We start from the raw sequence: 19,631 nt of genomic DNA, 5'->3' as shown, positions 1-19,631 counted from the left end.
CGTCGTGCCGTCCGCTCAGGAGCTGCCCATGGCCTTCTTCAGCTCGGCCGCCGCATTGCGGTAGACCGGCAGCAGGTCGAGGTCCTCGCCCGGGTAGTTGACGATCTTCAGCTGCCGGGCGCCCGCATCGGGCAGGACGGTGCCGGTCGACATGTGCGCGTTGTCCAGCACGAGCGCCGGCTTCTTCGCGGAGAGCTCGGCGAGCTGCGCCGGGGTCACGGCCTCGGGCCCGTACGTGCCCACCACGGTGGCGCCCGAGAGCCTCGCCGACCACGCGGTGAAGACCTGGGTCACCACGGAGGGGCTCTTCCCGCCGGGCCAGGCGGCCTGGAGTTCCCCGTTCAGCTTCGCGTACTCGGTGTCGAAGCCGGACTTCCACGCGGCGGCGGCGTTCTCGGTGCCGAACAGCTTGCCCAGCTCGGCGACCTCGGCGTTCACCTTGTCGGGGTCGTTGTCGAGGTTCACCTCGACCAGCTTCGCCTTGGAACCGGCCGCCTCCTTGATCTTCGCGGCGTACGGTTCGAACGGCGCGTACAGCACGAAGTCGGCCTTGGCCACGGCGGCGAGGTCGGAGGGCTTCGGATCGTAGTCCGGGGCGTGATGGACGGACTGCGGCACGATGACCTTGATGTCCTCGGCGCCGGCCGCCTTCGCGAGGGCGCCCTCCCACGTGGTGGTGACGACCACGACCGGCTTCCCGTCGTGCTGGTGCTTGCCGTCCCCGGACGAGGCGTCGTTCCCGCAGCCGGCGGCCAGGAAGAGCGCCGTGCTCAGTGCGAGGAGGGAAGGGATACGGCCGCGGGTGCGCGCCATGAGCTGATTCTCCGTTCGGGTATGAGATGCACGGCGAGGACCAGTGCCCCCGCCGTCAGGACGAGGACGGGGCCCGGCGGCCAGTCCAGCCACAGGGCCACGAGGAACCCCGTCAGATTCACCGCGACACCGATGCCGACCGCCCACAGGGTGATCGACTTCAGAGAGCTGCCGAGGCGGCGCGCGGCGAGGGCGGGCAGCAGGGTCAGGGCGTCGACGAGCAGAGCGCCGGTGAGTTTGATCGCCCCGGCGACCGCGACGGCGACCAGGACCAGGAGCACCGCGGTCAGTGCCCGCACCGGGACGCCGGAGCACTGCGCGAGCTCACGGTCGTACAGCAGCAGGGCGATCTCGCGCCGCCGCCACCAGAACAGGGCGGGTACGACGGCGGCCAGGACGCCCAGTACCACGAGGTCGGCGGTGCCCACCGACAGGATCGACCCCCACAACAGGGCGAAGGCGCCGGAGGCGTTGACCCCCGACACGGCCAGGACGAGCAGGGCGGCGGCGATGGCCAGGCTCATCAGCAGGCCCATCGCCCCGGACAGCCCGTCCGGTGTGCGGGCGAGCGGCGCCACGCCCGCGCCGGCCAGGGCGCAGGCCACCAGCGCGCACAGCATCGGGTCGAGTCCAGTGAGCAGGCCGACGGCGATGCCCAGCAGCGCGACGTGCATCATCGCGAACCGGACCGGCATGATGTCGAGCCCGACGATGACCACCCCGATGACCGGAAGGCCGATCGCGGCGAGCAACAGGGCCAGGCCGGCCCGCTGCACGGGCAGCAGCTGGAGGAGCGTGCCGAGATCGGCGGTGGCGAGGGTCACCGGACCTCCCGCAGCCGGCCCGCGGCCATCTCCAGTACGCGGTCGCAGCGTTCGGCGAGCGCGCGGTCGTGCGTCACGACGACGAGCGTCACCGGCAGTGACGCGAGGACGTCCGCGGCCTCCGACTGGCCGTCGAAGTCGAGGGCGGCGGTGGGCTCGTCGGCCAGGAGCACCTGGGCACCGGCGGCCACGCCGCCGATCGCCCGGGCCAGGTACATGCGCTGCAGCTGTCCGCCGGAGAGGGTGTGCAGGGGCCGCCCGGTCAGCGGACCCACCCCCAGCCGGTCCGCGGCCTCGGCCGCCTCCGCCGGAGAGCCGCCGGCGGCCAGCAGTTCGGCGCCGAGGAGGGGGAAGCGGCCGGCTGCGGGCTTCTGCGGGATCCAGGCGCAGGCCCGGCGCCGCCACGCCCACTCGGCGGGCGAGCGGGTGTCCCGGCCGCCGACCAGGATCGAGCCCGTCACCTGGCGGTGCAGGCCGAGGACGGCACGCAGCAGGGTGGTCTTGCCCGAGCCGTTGGTCCCGGTCAGGGCCACGCGTTCACCTGCGGCGATCTCCAGGTCGACGTCGGCGACGGCCTCCACTCGGCCGTGCCGGCAGGCGACCCCCCGCATGCGCACATCCAGCCCGCCCATCACACGCCCCTCGATCGTCCGCTGCCGCGCGGGAAGACGAGGCTCGCCTCCCACGCGGCAGTAGTCGGACGCGGGGGCGCTGGGGTTCCCGATGAGCACGAACCGTTTCCGTACGGGGCACAGCCGGCGCGGCGGACAGACGACGGCACGCCCTGCGCCAGGCCCCTCGCGGACCCGGACCCGGACCCGGACCCGGACTCCTGCGGACCCGGACCCGGGCCCCGCCGTCCAGCCGTGCGCCCGCCCTGTCGATGCCGTCCACGCCGTCCGGGCAGGGCCGGGCAGGGCCCGGACGGGCCGCGCTGTCGCGTCAGAGCGGGTGGCCGTTGGAGTCCGTGTGGTCCTTCTGGGTGGAGAACTTGTTGAGGAACACGTCGTACCGGCCGTCGGGACGGCGGGTCAAGGTCGCACCGTCCTGCCAGATGCCGTTCTCGGGCCACCAGTCGCTGCCGTACGGGTCGCCCTGGTTCTGGTGGATGTTGTGCATGCCCAGGCCGTCGGTGAACGGCTCGCCGAAGACCAGGATCGGCCGTCCGACGACGAGGAGCGGTTCCAGGGCGAGCGCGGCGTCGAGGTTGGACCCCGACTGCCACGGCCGGGAGGACCTGAGCAGCCGGTCGAGGAGGTCCCACAGCCGACGGGGCAGCGGGAGCGGCGGCAGGCGCGGGTGGTCCCGCAAGGCCGGATGCCGGATGTAGTCGAGCGCGCCGGACCCGGACGTGCGGTCGAGCTCGTGGTACCCGGGGGCCAGTGCGGCCACCGGAGCGAGCGCCGAGGCGTCCACGGTGAGGACCTTCCACTGCACACCCGTCGCGGAGTCGTGGCTGTCCACGTCGACGGCGCACTTGTAGCGGCCGGCGGGCGCATCGACCCGGAGGTTGACGTGGAACCACGCGCCCTGCGTGTCAGGCGTGTCGCGGAAGTGCTGCCGCAGAGTCCCGGACAGCACACCGTAGTGGTCGAATGGCATGCCCCTCAGTGAATCACCGGCCCGGGCGGGCGGCCATCAGGGCTCGGCCATGTGGAGGGAGGGCGGCACTCGGGCGAGGCACGGCACCTCGCCGGTTTCGCCCAACTCGGCGCGCACGGAGGAGCACTGCGACGCACTCAAGACGTCCAGAGCAGGGCGGCAGGGCGGCACGGCAGACACGGCAGACACGGCATACATGGGGGGTCTCCTCCTCGTCCGCCGAACCGCTCTGACGGGGCGTCGAAGCGGAACGGCTCCAGCGGCGCCTCGGCCGTACGCACAGCGCAGCCCGGTCCGCTCCGGTCCGCTCCCTGATCCCGGAGGAGGGCTCAGAACGGCTCGCCCGCGACGAGGAGTTCGCCCACCGTGTCCGTGAGGACGGCGCGGACCGCGGCAGGCATCGCGGCGTCGGTGACGAACCAGTCGGCCTGGTCCAGTGCCGCGAAGCCGCTGAGCCCGACCACGCCCCACTTGCTGTGGTCGGCCACGACGGCGACCCGCCGGGCCGAGGCGACCAGTGCCCGGTTCGTCTGGGCCTCCATGAGGTTGGGGGTGGTCAGCCCGGCCTCCTCCGTCACCCCGTGCGCGCCGAGGACGAGCAGGTCCACGTGGAGGGAACCGATCGCCAGGTCGGCGAGCGGGCCGACCAGCGCGGCCGAGGGGGTGGGGGAGCCGCCGGTGAGCAGCAGGGCCGGGGCGCCGGCCGCCGGATCGCGGCCGGCCGCCCGCACCAGCTCCGCCACCGGAAGGGAGTTGGTGACGATCGTGAGCCGCGGGACACCGAGCAGCCGGGCCGCGACCGCGTGGGCGGTCGTGCCGCCCGAGACCGCGACCACGCTGCCCGGTTCCACGAGGGTCGCGGCCGTCTCCGCGATGGCGGCCTTGGCGGCGCCCTCCAGATCGGCCTTGGCGTCGAATCCCGGCTCGTGGCCGCTGGCCCCGGCCGCGGCGACGGCCCCGCCGTAGACCTTCTCCACGGCGCCGCGCCGGGCGAGGGCGTCCAGGTCGCGGCGGATCGTCATGTCCGAGACGCCGAGTTGCCCGACCAGGTCCGCCACCCGGACCGCGCCGTCGCGCCGGACCACGTCCAGGATGAGCGCCCGGCGCTGGTGGGCCAGCTGAGCAGCCTGCTCGGCCACGGTCACTCCCGCGTATCGGCGAATCCGGTCAGAAGGCAGCAAGATAGCACAGCAATTCTGTTGAAGTATGGGGAAGTCGGCGCTCCTGCTCCCGCCCCACTGGTGATTGATGTTGAGGTCTGTTTATTCTTGCCGGGTGAAGAAAACACTCGCGAAACTCGCGGACGGTCGCGAACTGATCTACTTCGACACCGACGAGAGGGCCGTACGCGAGGCGCCCGACCTGCGCCCCCTCGACCGCGTGCAGAGCCGCCCGGAGCTGCGGAGGGACGAGGCGACCGGCGACTGGATCACGATCGCCGCCCACCGGCAGGGCCGCACCTACCACCCGCCGGCCGGTGAATGCCCGCTCTGCCCCTCGCGGGACGGCAGGCTCGGCGAGATCCCCGCCGACGACTACGAGGTGGCCGTCTTCGAGAACCGCTTCCCCTCCCTGGCGGGCGGGGCCGGCCGCTGCGAGGTCGTGTGCTTCACCCCGGAGCACGAGGCCCGCTTCGCCGACCTCACCCCGGCCGCCGCCCGCCTGGTCCTGGACGCGTGGACCGACCGCACCGCGGAGCTCTCCGCCCTCCCGGGCGTCGAGCAGGTGTACTGCTTCGAGAACCGGGGCGTCGAGATCGGAGTGACGCTCCCTCACCCGCACGGCCAGATCTACGCCTTTCCCTTCACCACGCCGCGCACCGCCAAGATGACCGCCGCCGCGGCCTCCCACCGCGCAGCCACCGGCCGCAACCTCTTCGAGGACCTGCTGGCGGGCGCCCGCGCCGCCACCGAGCGCGTGGTGACGGCCGGGGAACACTGGACGGCCTTCGTGCCGTACGCCGCCCGCTGGCCCTACGAGGTGCACCTCTACCCCCACCGCCGCGTCCCCGACCTGACCCGCCTCACGGAGGCGGAGCGGGCCGAGTTCCCCGGCATCTACCTGGACCTGCTGCGCCGCTTCGACCGGCTCTTCCCCGTACCCGGCCGGCCGGAGGGCGCGGCTCCCACGCCGTACGTCTCCGCCTGGCACCAGGCGCCGCGCACCGGTGGCGCGGAACTGGCGCTGCACCTGGAGCTGTTCACCGTCCGCCGGACCGCCGACAAGCTCAAGTTCCTCGCAGGGACGGAGTCCGGGACGGAAGCCTTCATCAACGACGTGGCCCCCGAGGCGGCCGCGGAGCGACTCCGGGGGGCCCTGTCGTGAACCGTGCGGACCGATCGCACCAGGCGGACCAGGCGGACACCGCTGACCAGGCGCACCGAGCGCACCAGGCGCACCAGGCGCACCAGGGGGACCAGGGGGACGACGACAGCCGGGCCGACCGCGTCGCGGACGACTTCCGGCAGCTCTTCGGCGGCTCCCCGGACGGGGTCTGGGCGGCACCGGGCCGGGTCAACCTGATCGGCGAACACACCGACTACAACGACGGGTTCGCCCTCCCGATGGCCCTCCCGCAGAGCACCCTGCTCGCCGCCCGCGGCCGTACGGACGGGCGACTGCGGCTGCACAGCGCGCAGGGTGACGGCCGGACCACCGAACTGACCGTGGCGGCGCTGGCCCCCGGTACCGTGTCGGGCTGGGCCGGCTACCCGGCCGGCGTGGTCTGGGCGCTCGCCGAGGCGGGACACCCGGTCGGGGGCGCGGACCTCCATTTCGACAGCACAGTGCCCACCGGCGCCGGCCTCTCCTCCTCCGCCGCGCTGGAGTGCGCGGTCGCCGTCGCGTACGACGAGTTGTACGGGCTGCGCCTGTCCGGACCCGAACTGGCCAGGATCGCCCAGCGCGCGGAGAACGCCTTCGTGGGGGTCCCCTGCGGAATCATGGACCAGATGGCCTCCGTCTGCTGCGTCGCCGGGGCGGCGCTCCACCTCGACGCCCGGAGCCCGGAGCTCCATCAGCACGTGCCCTTCGACCTGCGGAGCCAGGGTCTGCGGCTGCTGGTGATCGATACCAGGGTCAGCCACGACCTCGGCGACGGGGCGTACGCCGCCCTGCGGGCGGGCTGCGAACGCGCGGCCGCGCTGCTCGGCCTGCCCGCCCTGCGCGACCTGCCCGCCGGGGATCTCCCGCGAGCCCTGGACGCCCTGCCGGCGGAACTCGCCCCCCTGGTACGCCATGTGGTGACCGAGAACGCCCGGGTCGCGGAAGCGGTCTCCCGGCTGGAGGAGGGCAACGCGGCGGCGCTCGGCCCGATCCTCAGCGAGGGTCACGCCTCGCTCCGCGACGACTACCGCGTCTCGTGCCCGGAGACCGATCTCGCCGTGATGGCCGCGGTCGACGCCGGGGCGCTCGGCGCCCGGATGACGGGCGGCGGGTTCGGGGGTTCCGTCATCGCCCTGGTGCGGGCCGGCCAGGAGAGCGCGGTGGGCGGCTCCGTCACGGCTGCCTTCGCCGCCGTCGGCCACCGTCCCCCGCGCATCCTCGCCGCCACCCCCGCCGCGGGCGCCCGCCGCCTCACGACCGGAAGCCGTCAGCAGCCGCCGCAGTTGTAGTAGAGGACGTCCCAGTGGCTGCCCTCGTCGGCGTACACGTTCCCCGAGCCGGACCGCCACATCGGCGCACCGTCGCCGCGTACGCCGATGTAGGTGAAGGTGCCCTTGATGTAGTTGGTGACGCACGTGCCCTTGGTGAAGTCGAGCTTGTACCCGTTCCAGTGCGAGTACGTGCCGCTCGCGTGCCCGGTCTCGGTACCGCCGGTGATGTTGAGGGCGCACCCGGTGGCGCGCTTGAGGGTCTGGGCGCCTTGCGCGGTGGCGAGGTTGAGCTGCTCGAAGGACGTACAGGTGGGGTTGTTCCGGTCGGAGCAGCCGCCGGACGAGGACCAGGTGATGCCGACCTGCCGGAACATCGAGGTCGCGGTCGCATGGCTGATCTTGGTGGTGGCGGCGTGGGCACCGGTCGTGGCGACGAGGGCCCCGAAGCCGGGTGCGAAGAGCGCGCCGAGGACGAGGGCGAGAGAGGTGAGGACGGAACGGGTCTTCACTGAATTCCTCCTGCGGGATTCCGCCGGTTCGGTGGTCCGGGGTGGGGAGGTGCAGGTGGTGCGTCGAGCGGTTCGAGCACAGCGATGGTGCCCGACATCTACGCGTGAAGACCAGAGGGCCTCCCGGACTGCGGGTGTGCCGGTGAAGCCCGTACGCCCTCAGGCGACGACGAACAGGCGCACCCTCCTGAGTGCTCGACCGGTGCGGCTCGCCACTGCGCACGGCGGACGCCGGAGAGGCTGTGTGCCTCTCCGGCGTCTGCCGTGCGGTGCGGCTCGCCGGGACGGGCTCCCGGGGGCTGCGGGGCTCTCAGTGCGCTCACTTACCGAGCTTCGCCTTCAGGTCCTGCTTGATCTGGTTCTTGACGACCTGCTTGTTGACCTTGTTCACGGTGCCGCCCGTGCCGGTGCCGTCACCGCCGACGGCCGTGGCGTCACCCAGGTTGGTGGCGTCGGCACTGGCGTTGCCGCCGGTGGCGTTGCCCGTGGTCACTTCGCACTTGCCCTTGCACTCGCCGACACCGGAGTTCGCGGCGCCACCGGTGGCCTCACCACCGACCGTGGTGTTCTCGGCATTGGCGTCACCGCCGGTACCGATGCCGTCGGCGCTGTCGTCGACAGGGGCGAGGGTGACGGCCTGCTGCGGGGCGGCGGCCGGGGCGGCCATCGCGGTCGCCGGAAGGGCGATACCGCCACCCACCAGCGCCAGGGAAGCTCCGGCCAGAACGACACGACGGGTCGAGAAACGCTCGAACATGGGAATTCTCCATTCGGTGCAAATAAAAGGTGACTGTGTACCGCCCGGGGAAACGGGCCGGGATGATATGTCGACCTCATTTCCTCCGGGGGATTCCCCGGTGAGGGCGTACTTCAAATAAACCCTGCCGAAGGAGGTGCGTCACGCCACTCGAACACGTGACTTGACGCCGAAAATCAATCTTGGTAAAAGCCGGGCGCCGTGTCGGACGGCCTGCTGAACGGGCATTCGTATGGACCACTGGATAGACTTTCAGGCAGGGAAGGCGGCCTGTCGCGCCGCCCGCGCGTCCGAGTCGGCACCGTCGCGTCGAGCGGTTTCGCGTGCGGAGGCCGGCCGCGGGCCATCGAGGACGGGGGTCGGCGTGATCGGCACCTTCGGCCAGGGGTACGGCAACGGCGCAGAGGCGTCGCCGGGCCGGCCGGGTGAGAGGGGTGCCCGATGGGCACGGCATCGAACCTGAGCGCGTACACGGGCCGGGCCTCCGGCCTGATCGGGAAGCAGATCGCCGGCTACCGGGTCGAGCGACTGCTGGGCCGCGGTGGCATGGCCGTCGTCTACTGCGCGAAGGACCTGCGCCTGGACCGTACGGTCGCGCTCAAGCTCATCGCCCCCGAGCGCGCCCGCGACGACACCTTCCGACGCCGCTTCACCCACGAATCGCGGGTGGCCGCGTCGATCGACCACCCGCACATCGTGCCGATCTTCGAAGCCGGTGAGACCGAAGGCGTCCTGTACATCGCGATGCGCTACGTCCCCGGTCCGGACCTGCGCGTCCTGCTGGACCGGGAAGGTCCGCTCCCCGTTGCGACCGCGCTGCGCATCGCCGCCCAGGTGGCATCCGCACTCGACGCGGCCCATGAGCACGATCTGGTGCACCGGGACGTCAAACCCGGCAACATCCTGGTTGCCGCGGGAACCGACAGCGAGCACCCCGAACACGTTTATCTCACGGACTTCGGGCTGACGAAGAAATCGCTCGCGCTGACCGGGTTCACCACCGCGGGGGAATTCGTCGGCACGCTCGACTACATGGCGCCGGAACAGATTTCCGGCCGGCCGGTCGACGGCAGGTGCGATCTCTACAGCCTCGCCTGCGTCGTCTACGAAACCCTCGCCGGCGGGCCGCCCTTCGAACGCGACGGAGACGCGGCGGCCCTGCTCTGGGCGCACCAGTACGACCCGCCGCCTCCCCTGACCGAGAAGCGGCCCGAGATCGAGCCCGCCGCCGTCGACGTGCTGGCGAAGGCCTTGGCGAAGGTCCCCGAGGACCGGTACGGCTCCTGCCTGGAATTCGTGGCGGCCCTGCGCGCCGCCACCGGCGGCGGCGCCGGCGAGCGGGCCGGTCAGCCGGCCCCGGCGGTTCCCGGGGCCCCGGGGAGCCCCGTCCCGCCACCGGAGCCTCCGGCCTGGGCCCTACCGGTCTTCCGCGGTCTGCCCGGCAGCCCTTAGGATCTTCGATCCGAACGTGCCCCTGCCGACAGGATGCGGACCTGTCAGGTCCCCCCTCAGGGCCCTCATGCCGACTGAGTCGATCGCGCAGCGGGACCGGTCCAGATCGCCGCGGGCGCCGAGCTCGTCGAGGACCAGAGCCGGTGGAGCTTGGGCCGAGGCTGAGAACGCCGGGCCGGGCTGAGCAATGGCTCAACGACCTCGCGGAGCCCTAAAGGGCACCCTCCTGAACGGGAGCCGAGGATTTCGGGTGATCTGGATCATCGGCCGGGGCGGCGGCACGCAGCGCCGCCTCGACCCGGCGGTTGCTGGTCATGGTCGACGTGACGGCGGTCATGGTGAGGAGGAGGCCGGCGGCGGCGTAGAGCGGGGTGCGTACGTCGTACGTGGTGGCCAGCCAGCCGCCGAGGAAGGCGCCGAACGGGGCGGCGCACATGGCGAGCATGCGGGAGGTGGAGGCGACCCGGCCCATCAGGTGGGCCGGGACGATCGCCTGTCGGAGGGAGGGGCCGAGCACCATCGTGGCGCCCATGCCCGCTCCGCAGACGGCGAGCGCGAGCCCGGCGACGTACGGGTTCGGGGCGGCGGCAAGGCCCAGGACGGCGAGTCCCTCGACTGCGGCCGTGCAGGTCAGCGCGGTGCCGGTGCCGAGTCGTCGGCCGAGGAAGGAGGCGATGCCCGCGCCGAGCAGACCCCCGGTGGCCTCCGCCGTGAGGAGCAGGCCGAAGCCGAAGGTGTCGATGCCGAGACGATCGTGCGCAAAGAGGGCGAGCACGGTCTCCACGGCGAGGAAGGCGATGTTCCCGACCGCCGGACGCAGCGCGAGCCCGAGCAGCAACCGATCCCGGAATACGTACGAGGCGCCGGCCCGCGCCTGCCGCAGCAGCGACTCGCGGGCCTGCGGTACGGGCCGGGGTGCGGCGGGCAGCGACCGTACGAGCAGTGCGGAGAGCGCGAACGACACCGCGTCGGCGAGCAGCGGAACCGCCCGCCCGAGGGCGAGCAGCGCGCTGCCCGCGGGCGGCCCGGCGAAGCCGGACGCGGCGGTCTGGGTGCCGCGCAGACGGGAGTTGGCGCGCTCCAGGAGCGCGGGGTCACGGCCGAGCAGATCCGGCAGATAGGCCGTGGCGGCCGTATCGAAGAAGAGTCCGCCGAGGCCGAGGAGGAAGGCGACGGCCGCGAGCAGTGGAATGCTCAGCACGTCGAGCGCGGCCGCTGCCGCCGGTATCGCGAGCAGCACCGCACGCGCCGCGTCCGTGACCCACATCGTGCGCCGACGGTCCCAGCGGTCCACCAGCGCACCGCCGAGCACCCCGAAGAGCAGCCACGGCAGCGTTCCGGCAGCCGTGACGACGGCGAGCGCCATCGGATCCCGCGTCAACGCCAACGCGAGCAGCGGCAGCGCGGCATGCGACACCCCGTCACCGAGCGAGGACACCGTCTGCGCGGTCCACAGCCGTCCGAACCCGGTCGGCAGCTTCCGAACGCCCGAGGTCACTTGGCGTCCCCCTCGGCCTGCTCGCGCGACGCCGGGTGGAACAGGGCGAAGACGAGTGACGCGTCCGGCAGCGACGGATCGGACAGCTCCCGGTACTCGTCCGCCAGCGCCTGCAGCCGCGCCCCCAGCTCCGCGAACTGCTCCTCGGTGAGCCGCAGATGCGCCATCCGTACGTGCCGCTCGCCATCCACCGGCGCTGCCTCCAGGTCCGCCACCGCGTGCCGCATCAGCACATCCGGCCCTCCCTCGCCCGGATCCGGCAGCACGATCGCCCGCGCGGCCATTGCGTAGTACCGCTCGGTGACCCCCCGGACCTTCCGCGTTCGCACCACCTTCACCAGGCCGGCCCGCTCCAGCAGCCGTACGTGGTAGCTGGAACTCCCCTTCGCGAGGCCCACTCGCCCGGCGATCTGCGTGATCGTCGCGGGCTCGAAGCGGAGCACGGCCATGATCCGGTGACGCGTGAGATTGGAAACGGCGCGTAGTTGCTCGTCAGTGGTGACGTGGAACGTCTCAGGAAGATCATCGGTAGGCATGTCCCCAATGGTCAACACTTCTTGACCATTGGGCAAGTGGGTTTCGTTCGGGCTTCCGGAATCGGCTGTCCAGGACGTGAGGCCTTCGCTCCCCACTCTCCTTCCCGACCTCGCTCAACCCGCACCCGGGCGACTTCGCTCCACCCGTCGCGGAAGCTCATCCGCACGCCTTGGCGCTGTTTGCTGCGGGTGCCCGATGATCGTCTCCATGTCGCGTGGGTCGTATCCAGCGATGAGCGTCGGCCGCTATGCCGGCCTCCTCGGACCACCCGGCCTCGGTCTGCGCCTGACAGGACTCTGCGACGAGGGCGAACAGGGCTTCTGCGAGCGCGGCCTGACACGGGCCCAGGCACCGCTCCAGGACGTCTACGTATGGACCGGGGATCTGGAGGACGAACTCATCCGCGCGCTCGGCACGGCAGGAGTCGAGGAGATCCTCCGCGCCGAGGGCGACTTCCGCGCCTGGCAGACCTTCCGGCGCCAGCCCGCACAGCACGGCCGGCGCAGGCATCAGCAGGTGAGGCGCTTCCTCGGCACAAAAGTAGGGCCGCAAGATCCGCTACGGCCGTCTCCTTGTGGAGGCCTCGCACCGGACCGGACACCGGCCCCGGTCGACGGCCTCCTCGCGAGCCGGTGAGGGCGTAGACGGACTGCCGTTTCGAGCGTGCTCGACAGCAGACGAGCGCGAGGCTTAATCAGTTGACCGGGTGGCAACGGCTGGGCAGGCTCCAGCACGACCCGCCCGCCTGCCCCTACCGGGAGACCTACGGATGGCTTCTCACCTGCACGCGCTCTGCTTCGATGCGCACGACCCGCTCCGTCTTGCGCGCTTCTGGGCGGACCTTCTCTGCTGGGAGACGTCCGATGGCACCTCCGACGGCATCACACTGCTTCCCAGTGATGACACCGGGTTCCGGCTCCGCTTCCTCCCGACCCGGGAGCGGAAGACAGGCCAGAACCACATGCACTTCGATCTGACGAGCACGTCCCTCGACGACCAGAGGCAGGTGGTGGAGAGGGCGATCCAACTCGGCGCCCGGCACATCGACATCGGCCAACGCCCGGAGGAGGGACATGTGGTGCTCGCCGACCCCGAGGGCAATGAGTTCTGTGTCATCGAGCCGGGCAACGGCTTCCTCGCCGAGTGCGGATTCATCGGAGCGCTGGCGGGCGATGGTTCGCAGGAGACCGGGTACTTCTGGAGCCGAGCGCTGGGCTGGCCATTGGTCTGGGACCAGGACCAGGAGACCGCGATCCGCTCACCCCGCGGTGGTCCGAAGGTCACGTGGGGTGGTCCACCCCTGATGCCGAAGACGGGGAAGGAACGGCTGCACTTCGACCTCGCTCCACCGGTCGGCAGTGACCAGCAGACGGAGGTCGACCGGCTCGTCTCCCTCGGGGCAACACGCATCGACATAGGTCAAGGGGAGGTCGACTGGGTGGTGATGGTCGACCCCGACGGTCACGAGTTCTGTGTGCTGACCCCCCGATAAGCCCGGAGCGGGGCTCACGGCCCGGGGGGCCGGAGACCCGGCATGCCGAAGTCGACCGGCGCGATGCGACAGCCGCTGGCTCTCTTCGCGTTTCTGACGGAGGAAGGTGAGGGTGAGGTCGATCCCCTCGATCTCTTTGAGCCAGCCCTCCTGTTCGGCACGGGCCCGGCGATCCAGGAGATCGGTCTCGATCTCGTCGAGGCGAGGCAGCATCATGGGGTTGATGTCGAGCATGGGACATCGCAAACAAGCTTCTCCGAACTTCCTGTCGCTCGCCTTTCCGCCCGGCGGCCCTGACCGTCGACATGTCAGTGGGCTCTGACAGCATCACGGCCATGACCGATATCGATGACCTCGTGCAACGCGTTGTCGCCCGGGCCGCATCGGACAGCAAGAACCTTCCCGAGCCTGTCGACGATGCCCAGATCGCGGAGGCGGAGAGGCAACTGGGCATCGCGCTGCATCCCCTACTTGCGCGCCTGTATCGCGAGGTCGCTGACGGCGGCTTCGGCCCTGACTATCGACTGTTGCCACTGCTTGGTCCGGGCTCCAGCGTCGTTGGCGAATACCTGACGCGACGTGAGGCGTCCGTTGGAGTGGAGCACCCGGAATGGCCCGAAGGCGTTGTGCCGATCCTGACCTGGGGCTGTGCCATGTACGCAGGCGTTGATTGTCTCAGTGAAGACGGTCAGGTCCTGCTCTTCGAGCCGAACCCGTATAGCGGCGGATCGTGGGAGCAGTGTTGGTTCCTCGACTCCGCCAGCCTCGCAGCGTGGCTGGAGACATGGCTCGCGGGGACGGCCTGGTTCGAGGAGGACGCCTTCGACAGGGACGACCTGGTCGAGCCTCAGCCATGGGGCCAGGCCGCAAGCCGACTGTCCTCCGGTGCATAGCGAAACACCAACGCCCCGGATCTCCTCCAACCGGCCGAGCTGGGCCGGGTCTGGCCGGAGAAGCGAGCAACGAACGCAAGCATCTGTCCAGTCCGCGCCGGGGATCTCCTCGGCGCGGCTGGTCTCCCGACGCTGCTGCCAGGTCTCCCATCCGGCACCGGCCGCTCGACAACCCCCGCCACGACCGACGGCCTCAGATCTCCTCATGAGATGACCTCTTGGGGCAGTAGCAGCTAGTCGGGGAGGGGGCGAACCTTCAACGAGTTACGCGGTGATTTGGCATGGTTCGAACCTCTATGGGGAAAGAGGGGCAATGGGCATGACTTTTCGCAATTTTGTAATTGTAGTCGTATCCTTTTATGTAGCCATCCCTGCGGCCCCCCTCGTAATAGCCCTCGCCATAAGGAAATCCCGGCAAGCTGTATGGACGGCATCGAACACCGTCCAAATTTCCAGCCGATTGCCCAGCCCGGTAGCCGGCACAGCGACCCCTCCAATACTGGGTGCCTGGTGACGGGTCAACTCCGTTGAGGAAGCAGCCCGTCTCGGACTTGTCGTGGTTCAAGTCGCCCGAATCGTCGTTCGGCAGCTTTGTCGGGACGCCCATCTCTGTGATCGGCGCCGCGTCGAACGTGGTGGCTACGGCGCGCTGCTCCGGCGAGGCCGCGAATGCGTTGGAGGGGAGCGCTGCCGCCCCGACGGCCAAGGCTGCCGGGATCGCAAGCGCCACAAGTCGTTGCCTCAGAGGTATGCAATGCATGGGATTTACCCTTCACAGGTTGATGGCGAGTCGGGATTATTTCGGGCTATGCGCCGGTTCACCGATCCGCGTGAACTCACGTCTCCATTACGCCCTGGCTGTCCGCCCGTGTCATGGCGCGGCATGTCGGGACTTGACGAAGGAGGGCAGGAGATGCGTGGGAAATGCTGTGATCCCCAGGTCGTCTCGCCCGAAGTCGGCCAGGCGTTGTGTCAGGCGCGGTCCGCGTGCTTCGTCCTCTTCAGGACACTCCGCCCTCACAGACCCAGGGAGACGGCCAGCCGGGTCAGTTCCGCCGTGTTGTTGATGCCCAGCTTGGCCCGGATGCGGCGGAGGTAGGCGTCGACCGTGTGCTTGGAGAGCCCCATCTGGCGGGCCGTCTGCAGGTAGGTGCACCCGGCGGCGATGTGTCGCAGGGCCTCCTGCTCGCGGGGGGCCAGTGCAGGTGCAGGCGCGGGGGCTTCGGTGTGCGGCGCGGCGAGTGCGAGGCTCATGAGGTCTCCTCCGACGGATCGGATCGGTCATCACTGCTCGCACCCTTGAAAGCAGGGGGGCATGTACCTAAATGCCGGTTTTGCCCTTGTTGAAAAGCTTGGCCGCGCGACTTCATGACCGTGTCCGCCGACTGTCACAGGCGTGTCACAGGGCCCGTCTGCGTGCAACCGGTGCCTCAGTACCCGACGAGGGACTGCTCGGCCCAGATGGTCTTGCCGATGGGGGCGTGCCGGGTGCCCCAGCGCTGGGCGAGCTGGGCGACCAGCAGCAGGCCCCGCCCTCCCTCGTCGAAGATCCGGGCACGCCGCATGTGCGGGGCGGTATTGCTCGAGTCGGAGACTTCGCAGATCAGGGTGCTGTTCTCGTGGATCAGCCGCAGCTGGATGGGCGGCTGGCCGTAGCGGATGGCGTTGGTGACCAGCTCGCTGACCAGGAGCTCGGTGACGAAGGAGGCCTCTTCGAGCCCCCAGGCCGTCAGCTGGTCGGACGCGTGCCGACGGGCGTGGGCGACGACGGAGGGGTCGGAGGACAGGTCCAGGACGACGACCCGGTCGGCATGGAGGGCCCGGGTCCGGGCGACGAGCAGGGCGACGTCGTCATCCGGCGGATGGGTCAGCAGGCCCGTCAGGACGCGGTCGCAGACCGTCTCCAGCGTGGACGCGGGCTGGCTGAGGGCCACGAACATGCTGTCCAGGGCCTCGTCGATGTCGTGGTCGCGGGGCTGGAGCAGGCCATCGGTGTACAGGGCAAGGATGCTGTTCTCGGGGAGTTCGACGTCGACGGTCTCGAAGGGCAGGCCCCCCAGGCCGAGCGGCGGGCCGGCCGGGACGTCGAGGAGGTAGACGGAGCCGTCCGGGGAGACCACGGCGGGCGGGGGGTGGCCGGCCCGGGCGACGGTGCAGCGGCGGGTGACCGGGTCGTAGACCACGTACAGGCAGGTGGTGCCGATGCCCAGGGAGGCGGCTTCCCCGGTGGCTTCCTGGTCGGCATCGTCGGCGGACAGGTGGATGACGAGGTCGTCGAGGTGGGTGAGCAACTCGTCGGGCGGCAGGTCGACGTCGGCCAGGGTACGGACCGCGGTGCGCAGCCGGCCCATGGTGGCGGCGGCACGGATGCCGTGTCCGACGACATCGCCCACGACCAGGGCCACCCGCGCGCCCGACAACGGGATCACGTCGAACCAGTCGCCGCCCACGCCGGCCTGGCCGCCGGCCGGCAGGTAACGGGAGGCGATCTCGAGCGCCGCATGCCGGGGCAGTGTCTGCGGGAGCAGGCTGCGCTGCAGCGTCATCGTGTTGGTGTGCTCCCGGGTGTACCGGCGGGCGGTGTGCATGCTGCCGGCCGCTCTCGTCGCGAGTTCCTCGGCCAGCCACAGGTCCTCCGGATGGAAGGGCTCCAGGCGCTGGTGACGGCCGAAGACGGCCAGGCCGAGAGTGATGCCGCCCGCTCGCAGCGGCACCACCATCATCGAGTGGGTCCCGCTCGCGCCGATCCAGGCGGCCCCCGGGTCCTCGGCCAGCCACCGGGCGACGGTCGAGTCGGCCGCCCCGTACACGGCGCCACGGCCCGTGGCCAGACAGTCGGCGCACGGCGACAGAGCCGGATAGACGGCCGCCCCTCCGGCCGCGAGCAGGGACTCCGGGCTTCCCTCGAGGATCGACCGCACGCCGGTACGGCGCACGGTGACCGGTCCCGTCAGTGGGCCCGGGGACGGCTCCTCGCCGTGCGGGAGGGGCTCCAGCAGGTCCACGACCGCGAAGTCGGCGAGACCGGGGACGGCGGCGTCGGCCAGCTCCTGCGCCGTGCGGGCGATGTCCATCGTCGTGCCGATGCGGGCGCCGGCCAGGTTCGGCAGGAGCATCTGCTGCCGGTCGACCTCGATTCCGGTGATGTCGTGCGCGGCCAGGCACACGGCGCGTACCCGGCCCTCCGGGTCCCGCAGAGGGGCCAGCGAGGTCGCCCAGCTGTGCTCCGTGCTCGCACCCGCGGGGCGGACGAAGGCGTTCACGTCCTGCGGCTCACCGGTCTCCAACGCCAGGCGCATCTTCCGCTCGGTCTCGTCGCTCACGGGATCGGGCGCGATCTCCGGCAGCCGCAGCCCGCGCATCTGCGCTTCCGTCAAGGACAGCGTGCGCTCCATGCCGACGTTCGCCCGCACCAGCCGCAGGTCCTCGTCGAAGACCGCCAGGAAGCACGGGGACTGGGAGAACGCCCACTCGTTCAGCGGTTCGCCCCAGGGTGTGCGGGGCTCCCCGCCCGTCACGGCGGACACCACGAACCACTTGGTGCTCCCGCCGGTGGAGGTCCAGCGGTGCGCGAGCAGTCCCACTTCCAGCCGCGTGCCGTCCCGGTGCCGCAGCGCCACGGTGCCGCTCCACCGTTCCTGCTCGGGCGGGACGCGCCGCGCCGCATCGCCGACGTCGTCGGCGAGCAGCTGGGCGGCGGACAGTCCCACGACCTCGGAGGGTACGTAGCCGAGCAGTCGACGGGCTTCCTCGCTCCACTCGGTCACGATGCCCTGCTCGCTGACGGTGGCCGTGGCCGTGTACGCCGACCCGTGGGAGGCGCTCGCCCCCGCCGGCCGCTCACCGGGAGAGGTGGGAAGTCGCTCCATCGCCGGTCATCTCGCCCTCGCTAGTTCCATGCCCGCTGTCCCACGGGAACCTGCACGGCCAGGGGCTCCACTGACCAGCATGTTCCAGCGGGGCGGGGAGCACCAACGCAGTCCGCTCACGGGTACGTCCAGCCACCCGGACCCGGGGAGGGGGCCGCAGGGAAACCCGGCGCCGTGACCGGCGGCGCGGGCAGCGCGAGGACGGGGGCGAGGACCGCGTCCCCCGCCTGCCACACCATCGCGCGGCGCCGGCCGCCGAGTGCGGGCGGCCGAAGGCCGAGGATCACGACGCGGCGCGGAGCGGCGCCGAAGACGCCGCTCCGGTCGGCCTTGACCGCGGCTTCCTCCAGCGCCCAGGCACCGGCCAGGGCCTCGGGCCGACCGTGCCGATCAGGGACAGTTCACCGGGGGATGGGACGCGGTCCGCGACGCTGCGCACCGTGGCGGCCGAGACGGTCTCGCACAGGTCCACACCGGCCGGTTCCGGTGCGAGGGCCGCGGCGGCATGGCGGGCGGTGTGGCTGAGGGAGACGTGCAGGGTGGGCATCGGGCTGCCGCAGACGACCACGTACGGACTGCCGTCGTCACGCGGAAGGACCTCCACGTCGCTCGCCGGAACCCCGAGGACTTCGCCGACCAGACGCTTGACGAGCAGACGGCCCGCCAGCCACTCGGCCTGCCGCCAGACCGGCAGTGCGTGGACCACCCGCACGCTCAGGACCAGCAGAGTCCCGGCGATGGCCAGAACCCCGATCAGGAGGGGCAGCGCAGCGGCCACCACACTGCCGAACACCAGGACCAGCAGGATCAGGGTTCCCGGCAGGACGACGGCCTCGGCCCGCTTGAGGTCGGAATCCGAGAGGTCCTGGAGCTCGGCGTCGACGAGCGCCGTCCCTCCCACGTGCACGCTCAGGGCCGCCGGGGAAGCCGTCGGGGCGGTCAGCTCCCTGCTCAGCCGCTTGACTCGCGAAGCGAGCTGTTCACCCTCACCGTCCACGTGCGCGACCAGCATGGCCGCCCGACCGTCCCGGCTGCGCAGCTCCGCCGCGTCGGCGGTCCAGTACGAGGTCACGGCGCTCACGTGCGGCTGGGCGGCGAGGCGTCCGGCCAGGTCCTCGCCCGAGCTGCGGGCCGCCTGCCCGTCGACGGAACCGCTGCGGGCCTGCGCGACGACGACCAGGTTGGGGGACGCCCCCATGTGCTCGGCCGCCACGCGGGCGGCCCGGCTGGACTCGGAGCGCGGATCTCCTACCCCTGCGTCTTGAGGCGGCCGGTCGCGTCCGCACCGAACGCGGCGGACAGCAGGAGGAAGGCGAGCGCGGCGAGCAGCACGAGTCGGGGACGGCCGGTGACGAAGCGTCCCCGTGCACGACGGGACATTCAGGCCTCCGATGCGGATGGCGTTTCGTTCCTGCCCTTGCGCAGGAAGGTCGATTGCCGCCGTGCCCGGAGGAGGGATGAGGCCGTAGTCCCGGCTACTCGTCACTTGGCAGGAGCCGATGAGGCCGGTTCGGCGCTCTGAGGAGAGGCCGCCCCTCGCGCGGCGCCCAGCTTTTACCAAGATTGGTTTTGGACGTCAAGCCACGTGTTCAAGTGGCGTGACGTCCGTCCTCGCGCAGGGTTTATTTGAAGTACGCCCCCACCGGAACCCCCGGAGAATACGGGCCGAAAACAATTACCCCGGCCCGTTCCGTGGGACGGTATTTCCCCCTCTTTTTACACCGAATGGAGAATTCCCATGTTCGAGCGTTTCTCGACCCGTCGTATCGTTCTGGCCGGAGCTTCCCTG

The 19,631-nt window shown here is 71.1% G+C and carries 18 protein-coding genes and 3 pseudogenes; 7 read left to right on the top strand and 14 right to left on the bottom strand.

Going from position 1 to position 19,631, the window contains the following annotated elements; all coding sequences use genetic code 11:
* Positions 1–15: 15 nt before the first annotated feature.
* The 5 genes from ACFCZ1_RS31950 to ACFCZ1_RS31930 all read right to left on the bottom strand — a co-directional run bounded on the left by ACFCZ1_RS31950 (position 16) and on the right by ACFCZ1_RS31930 (position 4,378).
* Entirely contained in the window at positions 16–813 is a 798-nt protein-coding gene (locus ACFCZ1_RS31950; RefSeq protein WP_376681765.1) for an ABC transporter substrate-binding protein, read from the bottom strand.
* On the bottom strand, positions 771–1,637 hold the full coding sequence (locus ACFCZ1_RS31945) for a metal ABC transporter permease (RefSeq protein WP_376681764.1): 867 nt from the start codon (positions 1,635–1,637) through the stop codon (positions 771–773). The genes ACFCZ1_RS31950 and ACFCZ1_RS31945 overlap by 43 nt, the downstream gene beginning before the upstream one ends.
* Positions 1,634–2,269: a metal ABC transporter ATP-binding protein gene (locus ACFCZ1_RS31940; RefSeq protein ID WP_376681763.1), complete on the bottom strand. Its 636-nt coding sequence runs from the start codon at positions 2,267–2,269 to the stop codon at positions 1,634–1,636. Before ACFCZ1_RS31940 ends, ACFCZ1_RS31945 begins: the two co-directional genes overlap by 4 nt.
* Before the next feature lie 310 nt (positions 2,270–2,579).
* On the bottom strand, positions 2,580–3,239 hold the full coding sequence (locus ACFCZ1_RS31935) for a DUF2278 family protein (protein WP_376681762.1): 660 nt from the start codon (positions 3,237–3,239) through the stop codon (positions 2,580–2,582).
* A 329-nt stretch (positions 3,240–3,568) separates the two neighbouring features.
* Complete coding sequence (locus ACFCZ1_RS31930) at positions 3,569–4,378, bottom strand: DeoR/GlpR family DNA-binding transcription regulator (protein WP_376681761.1); 810 nt, start codon at positions 4,376–4,378, stop codon at positions 3,569–3,571.
* A gap of 136 nt (positions 4,379–4,514) precedes the next feature.
* On the opposite strand from ACFCZ1_RS31930, the gene galT reads away from it, so the two are divergent.
* Both galT and galK read left to right on the top strand, forming a co-directional pair.
* The gene (galT, locus tag ACFCZ1_RS31925; protein WP_376681760.1) at positions 4,515–5,564 is read left to right on the top strand and encodes a galactose-1-phosphate uridylyltransferase; all 1,050 of its coding nucleotides are present in this window, start codon (positions 4,515–4,517) and stop codon (positions 5,562–5,564) included.
* A complete protein-coding gene (gene galK, locus ACFCZ1_RS31920) occupies positions 5,561–6,853 on the top strand; it encodes a galactokinase (protein ID WP_376681759.1) in 1,293 nt (430 codons plus the stop codon). The genes galT and galK overlap by 4 nt, the downstream gene beginning before the upstream one ends.
* Here the strand turns inward: galK and ACFCZ1_RS31915 are convergent.
* On the bottom strand, positions 6,832–7,344 hold the full coding sequence (locus ACFCZ1_RS31915; RefSeq protein WP_376681758.1) for a hypothetical protein: 513 nt from the start codon (positions 7,342–7,344) through the stop codon (positions 6,832–6,834). The two genes, galK and ACFCZ1_RS31915, sit on opposite strands and share 22 nt — an antisense overlap.
* A 319-nt stretch (positions 7,345–7,663) precedes the next feature.
* Positions 7,664–8,101 carry a hypothetical protein gene (locus tag ACFCZ1_RS31910; protein ID WP_376681757.1) on the bottom strand — a complete coding sequence of 146 codons (438 nt, stop codon included), beginning with the start codon at positions 8,099–8,101 and terminating at the stop codon, positions 7,664–7,666.
* A 441-nt stretch (positions 8,102–8,542) separates the two neighbouring features.
* Here ACFCZ1_RS31910 and ACFCZ1_RS31905 point away from each other — a divergent pair, with 441 nt between their 5' ends.
* Positions 8,543–9,553, top strand: a complete 1,011-nt coding sequence (locus ACFCZ1_RS31905; RefSeq protein WP_376681756.1) for a serine/threonine-protein kinase — start codon at positions 8,543–8,545, stop codon at positions 9,551–9,553.
* Here ACFCZ1_RS31905 and ACFCZ1_RS31900 read toward each other — a convergent pair.
* From ACFCZ1_RS31900 to ACFCZ1_RS31890, 3 genes and pseudogenes are all read right to left on the bottom strand, one after another.
* Positions 9,554–9,691: pseudogene (locus tag ACFCZ1_RS31900) on the bottom strand (IS5/IS1182 family transposase); the annotation flags it as partial.
* A gap of 73 nt (positions 9,692–9,764) precedes the next feature.
* The gene (locus ACFCZ1_RS31895) at positions 9,765–11,051 is read right to left on the bottom strand and encodes an MFS transporter (protein WP_376681755.1); all 1,287 of its coding nucleotides are present in this window, start codon (positions 11,049–11,051) and stop codon (positions 9,765–9,767) included.
* On the bottom strand, positions 11,048–11,587 hold the full coding sequence (locus ACFCZ1_RS31890) for an ArsR/SmtB family transcription factor (protein WP_376681754.1): 540 nt from the start codon (positions 11,585–11,587) through the stop codon (positions 11,048–11,050). Before ACFCZ1_RS31890 ends, ACFCZ1_RS31895 begins: the two co-directional genes overlap by 4 nt.
* 28 nt (positions 11,588–11,615) lie before the next feature.
* On the opposite strand from ACFCZ1_RS31890, the pseudogene ACFCZ1_RS31885 reads away from it, so the two are divergent.
* The 4 genes and pseudogenes from ACFCZ1_RS31885 to ACFCZ1_RS31870 all read left to right on the top strand — a co-directional run bounded on the left by ACFCZ1_RS31885 (position 11,616) and on the right by ACFCZ1_RS31870 (position 13,973).
* Positions 11,616–12,224, top strand: a pseudogene (locus ACFCZ1_RS31885) (ATP-dependent endonuclease).
* Between the two features lie 133 nt (positions 12,225–12,357).
* Positions 12,358–13,080, top strand: coding sequence for a VOC family protein (locus ACFCZ1_RS31880; protein ID WP_376681753.1), 723 nt, complete (start codon positions 12,358–12,360; stop codon positions 13,078–13,080).
* 42 nt (positions 13,081–13,122) lie between these two features.
* Entirely contained in the window at positions 13,123–13,377 is a 255-nt protein-coding gene (locus ACFCZ1_RS31875) for a hypothetical protein (protein ID WP_376681752.1), read from the top strand.
* A gap of 38 nt (positions 13,378–13,415) precedes the next feature.
* Positions 13,416–13,973, top strand: a complete 558-nt coding sequence (locus ACFCZ1_RS31870) for an SMI1/KNR4 family protein (protein ID WP_376681751.1) — start codon at positions 13,416–13,418, stop codon at positions 13,971–13,973.
* Positions 13,974–14,990: 1,017 nt separating this feature from the next.
* Here ACFCZ1_RS31870 and ACFCZ1_RS31865 read toward each other — a convergent pair.
* From ACFCZ1_RS31865 to ACFCZ1_RS31850, 4 genes and pseudogenes are all read right to left on the bottom strand, one after another.
* On the bottom strand, positions 14,991–15,227 hold the full coding sequence (locus tag ACFCZ1_RS31865; protein WP_376681750.1) for a response regulator transcription factor: 237 nt from the start codon (positions 15,225–15,227) through the stop codon (positions 14,991–14,993).
* A gap of 176 nt (positions 15,228–15,403) precedes the next feature.
* Positions 15,404–17,842: a SpoIIE family protein phosphatase gene (locus tag ACFCZ1_RS31860; protein WP_376681749.1), complete on the bottom strand. Its 2,439-nt coding sequence runs from the start codon at positions 17,840–17,842 to the stop codon at positions 15,404–15,406.
* A 283-nt stretch (positions 17,843–18,125) separates the two neighbouring features.
* Positions 18,126–19,064: pseudogene (locus ACFCZ1_RS31855) on the bottom strand (MMPL family transporter); the annotation flags it as partial.
* Positions 19,065–19,090: 26 nt separating this feature from the next.
* Positions 19,091–19,222 carry a hypothetical protein gene (locus tag ACFCZ1_RS31850; RefSeq protein ID WP_376681800.1) on the bottom strand — a complete coding sequence of 44 codons (132 nt, stop codon included), beginning with the start codon at positions 19,220–19,222 and terminating at the stop codon, positions 19,091–19,093.
* Positions 19,223–19,631 lie beyond the last annotated feature (409 nt).

Source organism: Streptomyces sp. NPDC056224, from assembly GCF_042267665.1.
Classification (GTDB): domain Bacteria; phylum Actinomycetota; class Actinomycetes; order Streptomycetales; family Streptomycetaceae; genus Streptomyces.
Note: the sequence above shows the minus strand (reverse complement) of the source record. Positions and strands in the feature narration are given on the sequence as shown.

Excerpts from the sequence above, each read along its gene's own strand:
- ACFCZ1_RS31865 (WP_376681750.1), bottom strand. The coding sequence starts at position 15,227 with ATGAGCCTCGCACTCGCCGCGCCGCACACCGAAGCCCCCGCGCCTGCA.
- ACFCZ1_RS31875 (WP_376681752.1), top strand. The coding sequence starts at position 13,123 with ATGCCGAAGTCGACCGGCGCGATGCGACAGCCGCTGGCTCTCTTCGCG.
- ACFCZ1_RS31940 (WP_376681763.1), bottom strand. The coding sequence starts at position 2,269 with ATGGGCGGGCTGGATGTGCGCATGCGGGGGGTCGCCTGCCGGCACGGC.
- ACFCZ1_RS31870 (WP_376681751.1), top strand. The coding sequence starts at position 13,416 with ATGACCGATATCGATGACCTCGTGCAACGCGTTGTCGCCCGGGCCGCA.
- ACFCZ1_RS31880 (WP_376681753.1), top strand. The coding sequence starts at position 12,358 with ATGGCTTCTCACCTGCACGCGCTCTGCTTCGATGCGCACGACCCGCTC.
- ACFCZ1_RS31905 (WP_376681756.1), top strand. The coding sequence starts at position 8,543 with ATGGGCACGGCATCGAACCTGAGCGCGTACACGGGCCGGGCCTCCGGC.
- ACFCZ1_RS31890 (WP_376681754.1), bottom strand. The coding sequence starts at position 11,587 with ATGCCTACCGATGATCTTCCTGAGACGTTCCACGTCACCACTGACGAG.
- ACFCZ1_RS31850 (WP_376681800.1), bottom strand. The coding sequence starts at position 19,222 with ATGTCCCGTCGTGCACGGGGACGCTTCGTCACCGGCCGTCCCCGACTC.
- ACFCZ1_RS31910 (WP_376681757.1), bottom strand. The coding sequence starts at position 8,101 with ATGTTCGAGCGTTTCTCGACCCGTCGTGTCGTTCTGGCCGGAGCTTCC.
- ACFCZ1_RS31950 (WP_376681765.1), bottom strand. The coding sequence starts at position 813 with ATGGCGCGCACCCGCGGCCGTATCCCTTCCCTCCTCGCACTGAGCACG.
- ACFCZ1_RS31935 (WP_376681762.1), bottom strand. The coding sequence starts at position 3,239 with ATGCCATTCGACCACTACGGTGTGCTGTCCGGGACTCTGCGGCAGCAC.
- ACFCZ1_RS31860 (WP_376681749.1), bottom strand. The coding sequence starts at position 17,842 with ATGGAGCGACTTCCCACCTCTCCCGGTGAGCGGCCGGCGGGGGCGAGC.